General features: G+C 41.4%; 14 protein-coding genes and 2 pseudogenes. 2 read left to right on the plus strand and 14 right to left on the minus strand.

Translation table 11 applies throughout. From position 1 onward, the window contains the following. Window positions 1-6: 6 nt before the first annotated feature. The 7 genes from BUA59_RS20455 to BUA59_RS20490 all read right to left on the minus strand — a co-directional run bounded on the left by BUA59_RS20455 (window position 7) and on the right by BUA59_RS20490 (window position 8,071). Window positions 7-1,584 carry an aldehyde dehydrogenase (NADP(+)) gene (locus tag BUA59_RS20455; RefSeq protein ID WP_072841675.1) on the minus strand — a complete coding sequence of 526 codons (1,578 nt, stop codon included), beginning with the start codon at window positions 1,582-1,584 and terminating at the stop codon, window positions 7-9. Window positions 1,585-1,625: 41 nt separating this feature from the next. Further along, the gene (locus tag BUA59_RS20460) at window positions 1,626-2,792 is read right to left on the minus strand and encodes an iron-containing alcohol dehydrogenase (RefSeq protein ID WP_072841677.1); all 1,167 of its coding nucleotides are present in this window, start codon (window positions 2,790-2,792) and stop codon (window positions 1,626-1,628) included. A 65-nt stretch (window positions 2,793-2,857) separates the two neighbouring features. Next, window positions 2,858-4,123 (minus strand): TRAP transporter large permease, encoded by a 1,266-nt coding sequence (locus tag BUA59_RS20465; RefSeq protein WP_072841678.1) that lies wholly within the window; start codon window positions 4,121-4,123, stop codon window positions 2,858-2,860. Beyond that, window positions 4,120-4,674, minus strand: a complete 555-nt coding sequence (locus tag BUA59_RS20470) for a TRAP transporter small permease (RefSeq protein ID WP_072841680.1) — start codon at window positions 4,672-4,674, stop codon at window positions 4,120-4,122. Before BUA59_RS20470 ends, BUA59_RS20465 begins: the two co-directional genes overlap by 4 nt. Window positions 4,675-4,858: 184 nt before the next feature. Next, a complete protein-coding gene (locus BUA59_RS20475; RefSeq protein WP_072841682.1) occupies window positions 4,859-5,875 on the minus strand; it encodes a TRAP transporter substrate-binding protein in 1,017 nt (338 codons plus the stop codon). A 603-nt stretch (window positions 5,876-6,478) separates the two neighbouring features. Then, complete coding sequence (locus tag BUA59_RS20485) at window positions 6,479-7,435, minus strand: LysR family transcriptional regulator (RefSeq protein ID WP_072841686.1); 957 nt, start codon at window positions 7,433-7,435, stop codon at window positions 6,479-6,481. Window positions 7,436-7,648: 213 nt separating this feature from the next. Beyond that, on the minus strand, window positions 7,649-8,071 hold the full coding sequence (locus tag BUA59_RS20490; protein ID WP_245813210.1) for an LPD1 domain-containing protein: 423 nt from the start codon (window positions 8,069-8,071) through the stop codon (window positions 7,649-7,651). 292 nt (window positions 8,072-8,363) lie between these two features. On the opposite strand from BUA59_RS20490, the pseudogene BUA59_RS20495 reads away from it, so the two are divergent. Next, window positions 8,364-8,732: pseudogene (locus BUA59_RS20495) on the plus strand (IS1595 family transposase); the annotation flags it as partial. A 34-nt stretch (window positions 8,733-8,766) separates the two neighbouring features. Here the strand turns inward: BUA59_RS20495 and BUA59_RS20500 are convergent. The 7 genes and pseudogenes from BUA59_RS20500 to BUA59_RS20530 form a co-directional block, all read right to left on the minus strand. Beyond that, window positions 8,767-9,640 (minus strand): annotated as a pseudogene (locus tag BUA59_RS20500) (IS30 family transposase). 120 nt (window positions 9,641-9,760) lie between these two features. Continuing rightward, window positions 9,761-10,981: an organoarsenical effux MFS transporter ArsJ gene (gene arsJ / locus BUA59_RS20505; RefSeq protein WP_072841688.1), complete on the minus strand. Its 1,221-nt coding sequence runs from the start codon at window positions 10,979-10,981 to the stop codon at window positions 9,761-9,763. Between the two features lie 6 nt (window positions 10,982-10,987). Beyond that, window positions 10,988-11,998, minus strand: a complete 1,011-nt coding sequence (locus BUA59_RS20510) for an ArsJ-associated glyceraldehyde-3-phosphate dehydrogenase (RefSeq protein WP_072841690.1) — start codon at window positions 11,996-11,998, stop codon at window positions 10,988-10,990. Between the two features lie 7 nt (window positions 11,999-12,005). Continuing rightward, on the minus strand, window positions 12,006-12,500 hold the full coding sequence (locus BUA59_RS20515; RefSeq protein ID WP_072841692.1) for a phosphatase domain-containing protein: 495 nt from the start codon (window positions 12,498-12,500) through the stop codon (window positions 12,006-12,008). Window positions 12,501-12,537: 37 nt separating this feature from the next. After that, entirely contained in the window at window positions 12,538-13,554 is a 1,017-nt protein-coding gene (gene arsB, locus BUA59_RS20520; protein WP_072841694.1) for an ACR3 family arsenite efflux transporter, read from the minus strand. Between the two features lies 1 nt (window position 13,555). Beyond that, the gene (locus BUA59_RS20525) at window positions 13,556-14,020 is read right to left on the minus strand and encodes an arsenate reductase ArsC (RefSeq protein ID WP_072841696.1); all 465 of its coding nucleotides are present in this window, start codon (window positions 14,018-14,020) and stop codon (window positions 13,556-13,558) included. Window positions 14,021-14,036: 16 nt separating this feature from the next. Continuing rightward, a complete protein-coding gene (locus BUA59_RS20530; protein WP_072841698.1) occupies window positions 14,037-14,384 on the minus strand; it encodes an ArsR/SmtB family transcription factor in 348 nt (115 codons plus the stop codon). Window positions 14,385-14,589: 205 nt separating this feature from the next. Here BUA59_RS20530 and BUA59_RS24220 point away from each other — a divergent pair, with 205 nt between their 5' ends. After that, complete coding sequence (locus BUA59_RS24220) at window positions 14,590-15,096, plus strand: hypothetical protein (protein ID WP_245813212.1); 507 nt, start codon at window positions 14,590-14,592, stop codon at window positions 15,094-15,096. The last annotated feature ends 234 nt before the right edge of the window (window positions 15,097-15,330 follow it).

Here is a 15,330-nt window from a genome sequence, read left to right on the forward strand (position 1 = left end):
TTCAGATTAACAACCCCATTTACCATCGTAAAGTCGTTTAAGATCTAGCGGATTAGCCTCTTTTAATGCCTGTGGCAGCAAGCTATCTGGAACGGCTTGATAGCATACAGGTCTCAAAAAACGGGCGATAGCAGCACTACCAACAGACGTTGTCCGACTATCTGAGGTCGAAGGAAAAGGACCACCGTGTACTGTCGCATGACCGACCTCAAGACCTGGAGGCCAACCATTAATCAGTAACCTACCAGCTTTGCGCTCTAGTATAGGTATCAGACTTCGAGCCGTTTCGAAATCTATGTCATCAAGTTGAAGTGTCGCTGTCAGCTGCCCCTCTAAACGTTCCGCCACCTGAGCCATTTCAGCCAAATCGTTGCATTCAACTATCAATGCAGCCGATCCAAAAACCTCCTCATGCAATGACTCGTCATTAATGAAGTCTTCAGCAGCCACCGAGAATAACGCAGCCCTGCATTGATTAGGCTTATCTGACGCCTCAGCTTGGGCGTTCATCCGCACGCTTGGATTGTTACAAAGCGCCGACACTCCATGCTCATAGGCCTCGTAGATACCAGGAGTAAGCATAGTATTAGTTGTAGCCCGATTGACAGCCGCAGATGCAGATGCAACAAAAGCATCCAGAGCCAAACCTTTTTCAGCAATCAACAATCCAGGACTAGTACAATACTGACCAGCACAAGTATTGAGAGTATTCACAAATGCTTCGGCTAGATCCTCCCCACGACGCTTCAATGCTCCTTGAAGTAAAAAGACCGGGTTGCTTGAACTCATCTCGGCAAATACAGGTATCGGCTCCTTACGGTGCTGAGCGATATGCATAAGAGCCGTTCCACCACTGAAAGACCCTGTAAAGCCAATTGCTTTAATACGACGATCAGCGACAAGTTTTGCACCAACTTCACGACCTGACCCGAAAAGTACAGAAAACACACCTTCAGGCATACCGCATTTTGCTACTGCTTTTTGAACAGCGCGACCAACAAGTTCAGAAGTCCCAGGATGAGCTGAATGAGCCTTAACTATTACAGGGCAACCAGCAGCTAATGCCGAAGCAGTGTCACCACCAGCAACAGAGAATGCTAACGGAAAATTACTAGCACCGAAAACAACCACTGGCCCCAATGGTATTTGACGTAAACGCATATCCACACGCGGCAAAGGCTGACGATCCGGTAATGCTGGCTCAATACGCACATCAAGCCAGTCACCACTGCGCACAACTTTTGCAAACAAACGAAGTTGCATACAGGTTCGTGCTCGCTCACCTTCAACTCGAGTTTGAGGCAGCCCAGTTTCATCCATCACACGTTTAACTAGCTCTTCGCCAATACTTTCTATTTCATTAGCAATGATGTCTAGAAAGCTGGCTCGCTCCTCTAGCGTAGTTTCACGATATTGGTCGAACGCATCCCAAGCTAGCTGCGCTGAACGTTCAACTTCTAGTGAGCTCCCGCCTAGATATACAGGATCAAGCTGTTCACCAGTAGCAGGATTGACAGCATAAATAGGATCACCAGAGCCACTAACACGCTGCTGACCAATTAACATTTCACCGGTTAAAGACATATAGCCTCCTTATAAATAGTCACAAATAGCAGCCAAGGGTATTAAGCAAGATGTCCATGGTAGGCATCTGTAATGATTTGTTTAATATCGGAAGCCTTAGTTAAGCGAGGGTTAACTAATACGTTGCCACTTCTCATAGAGTCTTCAACCATTTGTGGAAGCTTATCAAGTGTCACTCCTAACTCTTGAACATTGGCAGGTATATTTATAGCAGCGTTAAGCTTTACGACAGCCTCAATTGCTTTGCTACCAGCACTATAATCATCCAACCCATCTACATTTTCACCCATGGCAACGGCAATCTCTTTAAAAAGATCAGGGCAAGCATCCATATTGAATTTAAGGACATACGGCAACAATGCTGCGTTAGCTACACCATGTGGCACATTAAAAATACCACCAAAAGTATGCGATATAGCATGAACATTACCGAGCTTAGAGAGAGAAAATGCCACCCCAGCCAAGAAAGAGGCAACCAGCATATTTTCACGCGCTGTAACATCAGAACCCACAAAGTAGGCTTTCTTAATGTTCTGAGTGATCATCTTGATCGCTTCAATTGCTAATGCTCGGCTAATTGGATTAGCTAGCTTAGAAACATATGACTCAATTGCATGAGTTAGTGCATCCATCCCTGTTGACGCAGTAATAGCTGGCGGTAACTTCATAGTCAGCTCAGCGTCTAAAATAGCTAATTTTGGAAATAAGCGTGGACTAATAATAGCAGTTTTAAAGCTATTTTTAGGGTTCGTCACTACAGTTGAAGCAGTACATTCGCTACCTGTTCCAGACGTAGTAGGGATTGCGAATAGCGGCATCGGATCATTAATTAATCGATCGTATCCTTCATAATCCAAGATACTTCCAGGATTAGTTGCCATAGCCGCAACCGCTTTGGCAGCATCAATACTACTACCACCGCCAATACCTATAATCGCATCGCACTCAGAATTTTTGAGGAACGCAACAGCATCATCAATCACAGTACTGGATGGATTTGGTTGAACATCCTGATAGATATCGTACTTCAGACCAGCTTGATCTAAAGAAGTGAAAAAGCCAGTTAAAGCACCTGAATCCACGAGGCCTTTATCTGTAACAACTAGGAGTTTTTTTTCAACATACGGCTTTAGTAATTCACCCGCCTGTTTGGCTAATCCATAGCCAGATTTAAGTGTAGTAGGAAAAAAGAAGTTAAAATTTTGCATAGCATCCCCTTGAGGGGGCAAAAATACCCCCTAGTAAAAAATTATGAAATTAAATAGGTTATTTATTAACTAATAAAAAACAGTGATATGTCTGGAAGGAAAGTGAATAAGAGCAGGTCAACAATCATTACTAAAAGCAATGGAAATACTTTTCTTACAACAAGCGAAAATGATGTATCACTCAGACTTTTAGCAACAAATAGATTTACACCAAGCGGAGGGGTAAGAAGCCCAATTGCAAGGTTAGTAATCATAATGATGCCAAAATGAATTAGGTTTACATCTTCGTTGATAAGAATTGGTAAAAATATAGGTACGAGTAGAATAATTGCAGCGTTTAGCTCCAAGAAAGTGCCAATTAAAAGAAGTACCGCATTAATTGCAAGTAGAAGCCATATTTTGTCTGCCCCTACACTAGATATCCAATTAGATACCTGCTGTGGAAATTGTTCAGTTGTTAATATCCATCCCATTATATTAGCAGCGCCAATAATGAGTAATACCATTGAAGACGTTAGACCCGAAGAAACAAATACTTCTTTTAAATCTGAAAAGCTAAGTTCTTTGTAGATAAAAACAGATATAACTAAACCGTATACACAGGCTATAGCACCAGACTCTGTAGGAGTAAAAAAGCCACTGTAGATTCCTCCAAGAATAATCACAGGCATAGCCAGGCCAAACAGTGATTTTTTTAGGCAAGATATAAAGTTAGCAAAACTAGTCGGCTCACTTCCTCTAAAGCCACGGGATTTAGAGTAATAGTACGAATAAATTATCAGTGAAAAACCAACAATCAATCCAGGCACAATACCAGCGATAAAAAGATCACCTATACTGACATTGGCAGATATACCGTAAACAACAAATGGTATGCTGGGTGGGATAATAATCCCGATTGTGCCGCCAACAGCCATAAGCGCAACGGAGAAACCTTTGTCATAACCTGCCTTTATCATCGCAGGAACCATTATACTACCAATAGCTACAACAGTTGCTGGGGCAGAACCTGAGATAGAAGCGAAAAACATGCTTGCTAGCAGTGCTATAATAGCCAACCCACCCGGTGTGGAGCCGACAATGCTCGCCCCTAAATTAACCAATCGAATGGATACACCGCCCTTCTCCATAATTTTTCCGGCTAAAAGAAAAAATGGGATCGACATCAAAGGAAAAGAGTCAATGCCTGTAAACATACGCTGAACCGTTACGAATGTAGGCATATCAGCAAAAAATACAAACGCAACAATACAAGCAAAAGCAATACTAAGTGCAAGCGGTATATTGAAGGCCACTAAAACAAGCATGCTTAGAAACATAGCAGAAGTCATTTAGATTCACTCCCATTAAAGACGGCTTTATTATTCTCTGTGGCTTCTTCTATATTTTTTCTTTTATGCTCATAGATAAAATAGAGACAGCTCATAAGATAGCGTATAGACATCAAGGCAAAACCACATGGAACCGCAGCGTAAGCAATATACATAGGCATTCTAAGTGCTGGTGAAAGTGGGCCCATATTCATCATTCGATCAATAAATTCTGCACCTATATAGAAAAACCAAGCACAAAATATAAAGCCAACCATATTTCCAAATAGTGTCACTATCTGCTGCCAAGATTTTGGAATAATAAGAATTAGAGCATCGACTGATATATGTACAGAACGTTTGAGCCCAAGACTAGCACCGATAAATACGCCCCATATCATAAAATAACGTGCTAGCTCTTCAGACCATGGAATAGACATATGGATAAAGGAACGATTAATAACCCCTAAAAAAACAACGGTTAGCATCCCTGCAAGAAGAATGTATACAATCCATTCTTCAATATTACTTAAAATAGAATCAAACGACTTCAACGTTTTATAAAATGACATACTAACCAGCCTTTTACTTACCAACATAAACCAATTTAACATTTCTAATAATAGTAAATCCTATAAACCAAAATTTCATTTAATCGAGTCTCACTGCATCAAATACGATACAGCAAGACCTTTAAATCTTTAGATTTAAGAAATAGAACTATTACTTGAAATAACTATTTTATAAAAATAGTTATTATTGGCTAGCTTCAGCCTTAGAAACCGCGTCCATCAATTCATTAATTAGCTTATCACCCAATTTTTTTCGGTAAGTATCGTAGACAGGTTTTGTAGTTTCGCGAAATTCGCCTTTGACTTCATCACTTAAATAAACAACTTGCATGCCTTGTTTCTTAAGCTCTTCAATACCACTGTTTTCTTGCTCGGTATTCAGCTCTCGTTCAACAGTACTCCAGTTCTTAGCTTCTTCCTGAATAATTGTTTGATATTTAACAGGAAGGCGCTCAAAAAAATTGTTATTTACTATAAAAGTGAAAGGGTTATAGACATGACCATCTAGAGTAAGATATTTCTGAACTTCATAAAAGCGCATACTTTCGATGAGGGAAATCGGATTTTCCATACCATCAATCACACCTTGTTGAAGAGATGAATACAGCTCACTAAAGGCCATCGGAGTTGCAGTTGCACCAAAGGAGTCGACCATTGCAATGTGTGCTTGATTTTCCATCGTTCTGATTTTTAGCCCCGATAAATCTGCTGGTGTCTTAATAGGGCGAACATTGTTTACAAAATTTCGAAAACCATTTTCACCCCATGCTAATGCGCGGATCCCAGTTTTTTCTAACATACCATTTAATATTTTTTCTCCAAATTCACCATCCATGACCTTGTATGCCACTTCTCTGTTCTTAAACAGATATGGCAAATCAAAAACCATAGCATCAGGATAAATGTTAGGAATTGGCCCCGCCAATACCGCCATTTCAATAGAACCAAACTGAACACCTTCAAGCTGCTCGCGTTCGCCACCTAGTTGACTGGCAGGATAAGTAGAAATAGAGATATGCCCATCGGTTCTCTCCTCTACATTCTTTTTAAATATAGCCAAAGATTTTTCTAATCTATCGTTAGTCGCAGGAGAAGAATGCGATATTTTAATATTAAAATCTGCAGCAATAGCACTTGAAGAAAGTAGAAGACCAGCAAAAGTAACCGCACATAATTTATTTATTATATTTATTTTAGACATAAGAACCTCTTTTGTCTTATTGATAGAAATTAATTAATTCTGATAAAGGAAGCCCTATTAAATTGATCTGTTTTAAAGCGCTAGCAGCCCATCAAAACTATGAATAAAAAGATAAATAACGAGGCTTTTCTCCTTTAGTTAGCATTGTTGCACTATAGGATTATTTTTTATAATGAAGATTCATGATTCCAATATAACCAATAGTTATCACCTGACGACATAGCTTTGTCAGGTTCAAGAATCCACCAAAACGAACCTCCTCCCCCTTCAAAAGCAAGCATGACGTCCATTACTAAGCCGACTCAAGGTGACAAGTGATTCATCAAAATACTCACGAAAGGCACTACAAACAGAGGATGTTCAGGTGAAAATAAGGCAAAATACTTGTTGTATAACCAACTGATAGGTAATGACGCGAAAGGACGTCGACCTCGTTTTAATCTGCTAATCGACCAAAATTTGGGAGGAATGAACTCTCGCCTTAAGTATAAAGAAATAATTGAAGAATCCTTTGATCAAGATGGTAGACCGACTTCCATATCGGCCCTTTTGAATGCACTGCCTCTTCACCCCAAAAAATTATTTTCGAAAATCAGGTAGGCTTTATCGATGCCATTCATTTTGATCGTAAACCAAACCTACATCATCATATAGCTTTGATATTAGGAGGTGGGCGGTTGAAGTAAGATTCGAATCTTTACGCTTTACAATTCCAATTTTACTCATCAACGAGGTTATTTTTATATCTAGCAAAGATATAAGGTTTTTACTGACAAAGAACTCAGCTACATCTAACGGAAGAACTGCTAAAAGATTAACATCGTACTGAAGAAGCATTATCGTCGAAAATGCCGATGACGACTCTACAGGGTGTTTAACAATATCAAGACCTAGCTTCTGCATCTCATACTCAATAGATTGACGCATAGGGGTATTTGACGTGTATAGCACCCAAGGATGATCCGCTAAGTCTTCCAAACTAACGGAATTATTTTGTAAAAGTGGGTGGGCTATGTTCGCAACGATAGCAAGAGGTTCCTCACTTAGAGCAATATTGTCGTATGGCAAAATATTTTGCCCTCTACTGACTCGACATACGGCAAAATCAATACGGCCTTGATCTATTTTATGCAGTAAATTCGCACTATTGTTCTCAAATATTTCGACGGTTAATTCCGGCTGGTCACATCGTAACTCATAAATAGCCCTAGTGAGTATTGGAACAGCACCCATGATGCATCCGACAGAGATATGCCCTCCCGAGCCCTCTGCAATACCAACAATTTCTTCTCTCATATGAGATAAATCATTAAAGATCACTCGGGCATATCTGGTCACACAGCTCCCCACTTCATTTGGCACCATGCCTTTTGCAGTACGCTCAAATAGCTTAAAACCGATGGATTTCTCAACCTCGTTAAGCAGCTTAGTCGCACCTGGTTGAGAAATTGAGATGGAAATTGCCGCTTTGTGTAAGGATCCATAATCTTCAATGGCAACAATCAGTTGCAAATGTTTAAAACGCAAACGAGATATTATTGATTTTAGCACTGGGACCATAACCGCACCTTTTATTATTCATAGAACCTATTTTGTGATACCAAGCCTACCAAGTTTTTAACATCTAAGTCCGTGATAATTTCCCCCTACCGCATGAGAAGTATTATTTTAAACACTGTGCTTATGGGTTATTTCTCATTTTCTAACTAATTAAGTTAGCTCGCAAATGAAAACCAATAAAGAATAATGGACAAAAATAGCGGAAAAATACTCTTACTTTAAGGCATGACCAAGCAGACTGAAATAATTATGAAAGGCTTTGTTGACTCGGTGTCGCTGTTCACCTTGAGGATAAAGGCCCATTTTAGCTTCTTCAGAATAGCGGCTTCCTTTTACTAAAAAGGTACTGGTAGGTTTTGTGTCTTCAACGAAGGCTTCGAAGGCTCTTGCTGACATCTCTTCTGGTTTGGCGTAATAGAGAATTTTTAATTTTTGGTCTGCAGTACGGGACGCTTTAAACAGGTCGCTGGGCTCATCTCCTTGCTCATTTAGCATGATGGTCTTGAAGCACTCAGCCAATAATAAGCTCAGTGGATGAGGAATTTTATTATGAGAAAGCTTTATAGGAGAATTATTTAACCATCTTTCGGAAGCGAATTGTGAGGATGAAGCATATTGAAACATCTTTTCGCCCATGTAATGGTCAAAAGCATGAATGACCTACACATAAAGCACTCTGATGTACATTTTGCTCAGATTCCACTGTTCATAAGGCTTTAAGTGGTTTTTTAGATTGTCACCAGTTGACATAGAGGTGGTGTACATAATCAGGTAAAAAAGCCTCAAAATGTCAACGTGAAGATTCCCGATTTTGTACACTTATACCACGAATTCATGCGTGGGATTCAATATCTGCGAGTGGAGAAGTACCCAAGTACTAATTTTCTAGGGGCTGTCCTAGATAACTTACATTATCTAAGATGGCACGATGAGAAAAAGTAAACTGAGCTGGCATACACAAAGCAAGCTAATAGAACTGTTTGTTGCAGGTACAACAGCACGAACAGCGGCATCACTTGTTGGTGTCAACAAAACGACTGCAAGTTTTTATTTTCAACGATTAAGGCAACTTATTTACAACAATAGCGAACACCACGAATTACTGAAAGGTGAAGTCGAAGCGGATGAAATTTACCTTGATGGAAGGCGTAAAGGTAAGCGTGGTCGAGGTGCAGCAGTTAAAGTCCCTGTATTTGGCCTTTTGAAGTGCAATGGCAAGGTTTATACCGTTGTCATACCGGATGCTCAAACAGAGACACTAATTCCAATTATTCGTGAGAAGGTAAAACCCAATAGCGCGAATTCAACTCCGAAGTGCACCACCCTCCAAATTATGCTGCGCTTCGTAGTTCATCAAACACCACCGCAGGTTGTCTATAACCAAGGCATTTTCTTGACCTAAGGTTTAGCGACCTTTGCACCTTCGCAATCTCCTCATCGGTCACCGTTCTGAGGTCCGTTCCCTTAGGGATATATTGCCTCAGCAGGCCGTTAAAGTTTTCATTTAAACCACACTCCCAAGAGGCGTAGGGATTAGCAAAATACACCTCGGCCTTAAGCTTCAGGGCGATACTTTCGTGAGCACAGAACTCCGTTCCATTCTCTGCAGTAATCGTATGCACGTGACGACGATAACGCCACAGCATAGCACCTGCAGCTCAACAGACTTCTTCGGTGTTTTTTGAGGACTCCTTGCGGATTAAGTACATTTTACTCTTTCGTTCAACCAAGACGCTGTTTGGTATCCACTATCTTAGGGCGTTCTTCGATGCCAATTCGATTAGGAATAATGACTCGCTTGGAACGATTTCCTTTTCGATATCGTCTACCGCTATGTCGTAATTGCTTATATAACTTGCCGCCGTGACGCCTGTCTCTTTGCACATGGCCATAAATCTATTCATGGCTGACAGGTAATCCTAATAGGCGGCTAACGCCTGATATTTGTTCAGGACTCAACTTGAGCGATAGGCCAAACTCAACATAGCTGATAGTTTTCTGTGAGACCTGGCTTTTCGCAGCCTCATGTCGTCTATGCTGGGCTCGCTGCTGTGCAACACTTGGTTCATAAGTGCCATTGATGGTATGGCGCTTTAACTCTCGACTAATGCTGGAATGGCTGACATTGAGTCGTCTGCCAATCTCTCTGTAACTTAAATGTTGGCTCAGATAGGCTTGAATCTGGTATCGTTGTCCTTCGATCAACTCTTATAGTTCATGGTTATACTCTAATTGTTTGGCGACGTTAGAATACCACCTATGGACAATTGTTCTCTCGCCACCTACTCAACCATGAGTGCGTTTTTTAAAATACTAGCTATGACTTTATGAGCTTTCCTGCCCTCGTGGTAATTTTACTGATATAACTGCGGTTATTGCGATAAATAGAGTTGATATTCCAAGGCACATCCCAAGTCCGTATTCTTGATATATCCAGCCAGATAAAACGGTACCGATAAGCCGGCCCATTGCATTGGCCATATAATAGAAACCAACGTCGAGAGAAACACCCTCTTTTCCCGCATAGCTGACAATAAGGTAGCTATGCAATGAGGAATTCACAGCAAATAAGGCGCCGAATATTAGTAAACCAGTAATTAAAATAAATGGGACATTCCACTGATAATAAAGTGACAGTGCAATAGTCGCAGGTGTTATAGCGAGTGCAGTTGCCCACCGCATGGCATGACGACCATCAGGGGGAGTGTCTTTGCTATTACCAGTAAGTTTTGGGGCAAAACCTTGCACTATGCCATAACCAATTACCCAAATAGCCATAAAGCCACCTACATACCAGTGATCCCAATTAAATACGGTGGCGAGATATACGGGTAAGGCCACAACAAACCATACATCTCTTGCGCCAAATAAAAACATTCTTGCAGCAGATAAGGTATTGACGGCTTTGCTTTTGGACAAAAGATCAGTGAATTTGGGTTTATTTTTGGCTTTTCCTAATTCCTTATTAAGTGTTACTAGACTAAGGAGCCACACTAAGGTAAGTGCGCCAGTCATAACGAGGATGGCGCCTTGAAAGCCGAGTAAACTAAGTAAAATTCCACCTAAGAAGAAACCCACTCCTTTTAAAGCATTCTTCGAGCCAGTAAGAATAGCGACCCATTTGTATAATTGGCCTTGCGCATTATCGGGTACGAGCAGTTTAATGGCACTTTTCGCACTCATTTTATTGAGATCTTTGGCGATGCCCGACATCGCTTGTGCCGCCATAACCCATGGTACGAGCAACATGTCAGAAGGAACCAGTAGCATACCGAGAGCAATAATTTGCATGAACAGACCAATATTCATGGTCTTATTTAAGCCAAGTTTGGCCCCCAGCCAACCACCAATAAGATTAGTTATGACACCAAAAATCTCATAAAAAATGAACAGCATGGCAATGCTTAGTGGGCTGTAACCTAGTCCGTAGAAATACAGCACAACCAACATTCTTAATGCGCCATCGGTTAAGGTGAATGCCCAATAATTACCCGTAACTATCATGTATTGACGAATTTGTGGGGTTAGTTGTGCTAGCCACTGCATAATTGTTTATTCCTTATCTGAACGACCGACTAAACGCATTAGCTCTGCTGTACGATTGGCGTAGCCCCATTCATTGTCGTACCAGGCATAGAGCTTTACCTGAGTACCATTGATTACCATAGTGGACAAGGCGTCGATAATGCTAGAGCGTGGATCGGTTTTATAATCCACAGACACCAGTGGGCGTTCTTCGTACCCCAAAATGTCTTTTAACTCGCTCTCAGACGCGGTTTTCAATAGCTGGTTGACTTCTTCCACCGTGGTTTCACGTTCCACTTCAAACACACAATCGGTTAACGATGCATTGGCTAAAGGAATACGCACCGCATGACCATTTAACTTGCCTTTTAGCTCAGGAAAAATATGCGTAATGGCCGTTGCTGATCCCGTCGTGGTTGGAATTAAGCTCGTGCCACAGGCTCGGGCACGGCGCAAATCTTTGTGGGGCGCATCAAGAATAGTTTGCGTATTGGTAATATCGTGGATGGTGGTCATGGAGCCATGTTTAATGCCCAGTTTTTCATGGATGACTTTTACCACAGGCGCCAAACAGTTCGTGGTGCAAGAGGCTGCCGTCACAATGGTATGTTGGGCTTTATCGTACAAATGCTGGTTAACACCCATGACTACATTCAGCACACCGTCTTCTTTTACTGGTGCGGTAACCACGACACGTTTCACACCTTGGTCAAGGTAAGCTTGAAGTAGGGCTTTGCTTTTCATTTTGCCGCTGGCTTCGATAACCACATCACAGCCAGACCAGTTGGTTTCTGTGATGGTTTTATTTTGTGTGCAGGGAATGCGTTGGCCATTGACTATCATCACATTATCTTCCACTTGAGCCTGATGATGCCAGCGTCCATGAACAGAGTCGAAGGTGATTAAATGTGCCAGTGTAGCTGCATCGCCAGCGGGATCATTAATTAGTACAAACTCCACGTCGTCCCAATCGAATGCCGCTCGAAAAGACAAACGTCCCATACGGCCAAAGCCATTAATACCGACTTTAATGGTCATAAATACCTCAAATTGAATAATGTGCTTTTAAAAAATGGATGTGAGGGGCCAAGGTTAAGGCTTTAGGTCGAGTACCTTGAATTAATTCTTGCACTTGCTGCCAAGGCTGTCCTAATTCTAACAATAAAATAGCAGCCATTAAGCCTGTACGTCCGGATCCACCACGACAGTGAATTGCGAACTTTTCCTGGGCGCGAAGGCGCTCCAGTAGCTCATTTTTAATTTTTTCAAACTCCGCAAAGAATGGCTGTTTCGGTGCTTGATCATCTTCGATAGGTAGTTGATACCAAGTCATATTTTGCTGGGTAACCTGTTTACCAAGTTCAGTTACACCTAATGTCTCTATTTCTTGATCGGGGAGCAAACTTATAACCGCGGTAGCGCCAGCTGACTTCAGACAGGCTACGGATGTTGCTAAATTCGCCTCTTTTGTTCCAGGACAAGGAGTAAAAATAAACGCTGCGCCGTTTTCCAGTTTAAGGACATCGAAAGGATGATTCATAATTCGTCTCTCATTATTAATTGTTTATCTTATTGGCCTAGTTAAACCAATGTCGAGTGCGGTTAGCAAACCACACTAAGCTCAACATAACGGGCACTTCAACCAAAACGCCTACGACCGTTGCTAGTGCGGCACCAGAATGCAGCCCGAATAAAGAAATCGCGACGGCAACAGCCAATTCAAAGAAGTTCGATGTACTAATCATGCAGGCTGGTGCTGCTACATTGTGGGGAAGTCTCATTCGATGCGCGATAAAGTAGGTCGCTGCGAAAATCCCGTAGGTTTGGATTAACAACGGAATGGCAATGAGCACAATGGCTTGTGGGTTGGTTATAATTGTTTGCGCTTGAAAGCCAAACAATAGGATTACGGTGGTCAGTAAGCCAATAATCGACCATGGCTTCAGTGTCGAAAGCAAACGTGCGAGTGCCTGATGGTCTTCTTTTTTATCGACAATCTTTCGAGTGGCTGCGCCTGCTACAAGAGGAAGCACGACATATAACAAAACAGATAAAAGCAGAGTATCCCAAGGAACCGTTATATCAGTAATGCCGAGCAAGAAACCCGCAATCGGAGCAAATGCGAATATCATAATGATGTCGTTTACTGATACCTGAATCAACGTGTAATTGGGGTCCCCTTTTGTTAATTGACTCCACACAAATACCATTGCCGTGCATGGGGCAACCCCCAGTAATATCATACCTGCAATGTATTCAGTCGCTGTTTGTGGATCTACCCAATCTGCAAAGATTCCTTTAAAAAACAACCAGCCTAAAAATGCCATGGTAAAAGGCTTGATTAACCAATTAACGACTAATGTAAGGATGAGCCCCTTGGGCTTAGTGCCTACATTTTTCAATGATGAAAAATCTATTTGTATCATCATTGGATAAATCATTAACCAAATTAATACGGCAATAATTAAATTGACGTGAGCAAATTCAAATTCTGCAATAGCGGAAAAAAAGCTTGGGATAATGTTGCCCAGAAAAACGCCAAGCATGATTGCCAAGCCGACCCAAATGCTAAGATAACGTTCGAATACTCCCATTTTATTCATCCTTCCCTAACTGCTCGATTAGCTCGGACAATTCCTGATGTGAACTATGATCGATGGCATTTACTAGCATCCGAATTCGTGTTTCTAAGATTGAAAACACCTTGTCAAAAATAACGTCTTTTTCCGCCGCAGGGCATTTGGTCGGATCGGGTAATCCCCAATGTCCTTTAATGGCTTTACCAAACCAAATAGGGCAAGTTTCGCCAGCGGCTTGATCACACACAGTAATAACAATGTCTGGATTTAAATCATGCAGTTCATCCCAGCTTTTGCTATTTAAGCCATTAATGGCATAACCACGTTTTGTTAATTGTTTAAGTGTATCAGGATGAACCTGTCCACTGGGATGACTGCCTGCACTGAATGCTTCCAAATTGCCAGTGCCTATAGAGGTCGTGATACTTTGGGCTAAAATGCTGCGGCAGGCATTATGCGTACAAAGAAAGAGTATTTTCATAGTGTATTTCTCATGATTAGGCACAGCATGATTGGGCTCGTTGTGGGCGATCTCCCATATCCTCAAGTGCGGCAATGTTATCCGCTAGAAAATCTGGGTTGTTTTGGAGTGTCTCAGACAAAACAGTGTGTACCCACTGGAAAAGCGCCTGATTGATACTATAAAACACCCATTGGCCTTGACGTCTGTCTGTCAGTAGTTCGCAATTTCGTAACTGAGCCAAGTGGCGAGAAATTTTGGGCTGGCTTTCACCGAGTGCCTGCATAAGTTCACAGACACATAATTCTTTTTCTTGGTGAATCAGTAGGATGCATCGTAAACGTGTTTCGTCAGCGAGGCATTTGTAAAATGTTATAGGGTTCAAAGGATGCTCCTGATACTACTGGGCCATAAGACGGTTTAAGCCTTATGATATTGGCAATGTTAATACATATGGATTTTAAAATATATGAAAATTAATATATATGAAAAATAAGATAAGGTGCGTGTTTTTGTCATCTTTTTGTCATGTACATCTTTCATTATGGACTTATTCAGTTTTAAACAATCCACTTGTGAGGGTACTACTTATGAATAAAAGCAAACTTCTTATTGCCATGATTTTAGGTGCTTCTTTAGCCGCTTGTGCTTCTACAGCGACAGAAACGTCTATGGCTGCCAAATACGATATCGAGGGATTTAAAACACAAATTGAAGACGGTCGCCTTTGGGTGTTTGAGGACGGTTCTGAAGAATTGGCCTTCTTCAAAGAACACGGCGAGCCAGCAAAGCAGTTTACTAACATAGGTGCAGGCCCAGAGGGCATGACAGTCAAGGCGGCAAGCCAAGAGTCTTTAGACAAATACCTAGCAGCCATCTCTGGAGGTTCTGAATTTGAAATCAAAGGCTTCAAAACGAAAATCGAAGATGGTCGTCTATGGGTATTTGAAGAAGGTTCTGAAGATTTAGCTTTCTTTGAAAAGCACGGTGAACCCGCTAAACAGTTTACCAGTATTGGTACAGGTCCAAATGGCATGACAGTAAAAGCCGCTAGCCAAGAAACCCTAGATAAGTATCTTTCTGCTTATAAAAATTAAGTACAGGCATAGCTACTTCTTGGAAGATTGCTTGGCGTACAAAGGTTAATAAGCCCCAACAGAACAAGATAGTTTTGTTGGGGCATTTTTGTTTGAAGAAGAACTGGCGCATCATCAGCCCATTTCGCGAATAATCAAAAGCACCTTGATACTCAGAGATATAGATTTACTCATACAAATGGCAGCAAAAAAGCTAATCCATGTTGCGATCAGTGTGACGACGCTCAATAACGA

Origin of the sequence: Marinomonas polaris DSM 16579 (genome assembly GCF_900129155.1) — a bacterium.
In the GTDB taxonomy this organism is placed as follows: Bacteria; Pseudomonadota; Gammaproteobacteria; order Pseudomonadales; family Marinomonadaceae; genus Marinomonas; species Marinomonas polaris.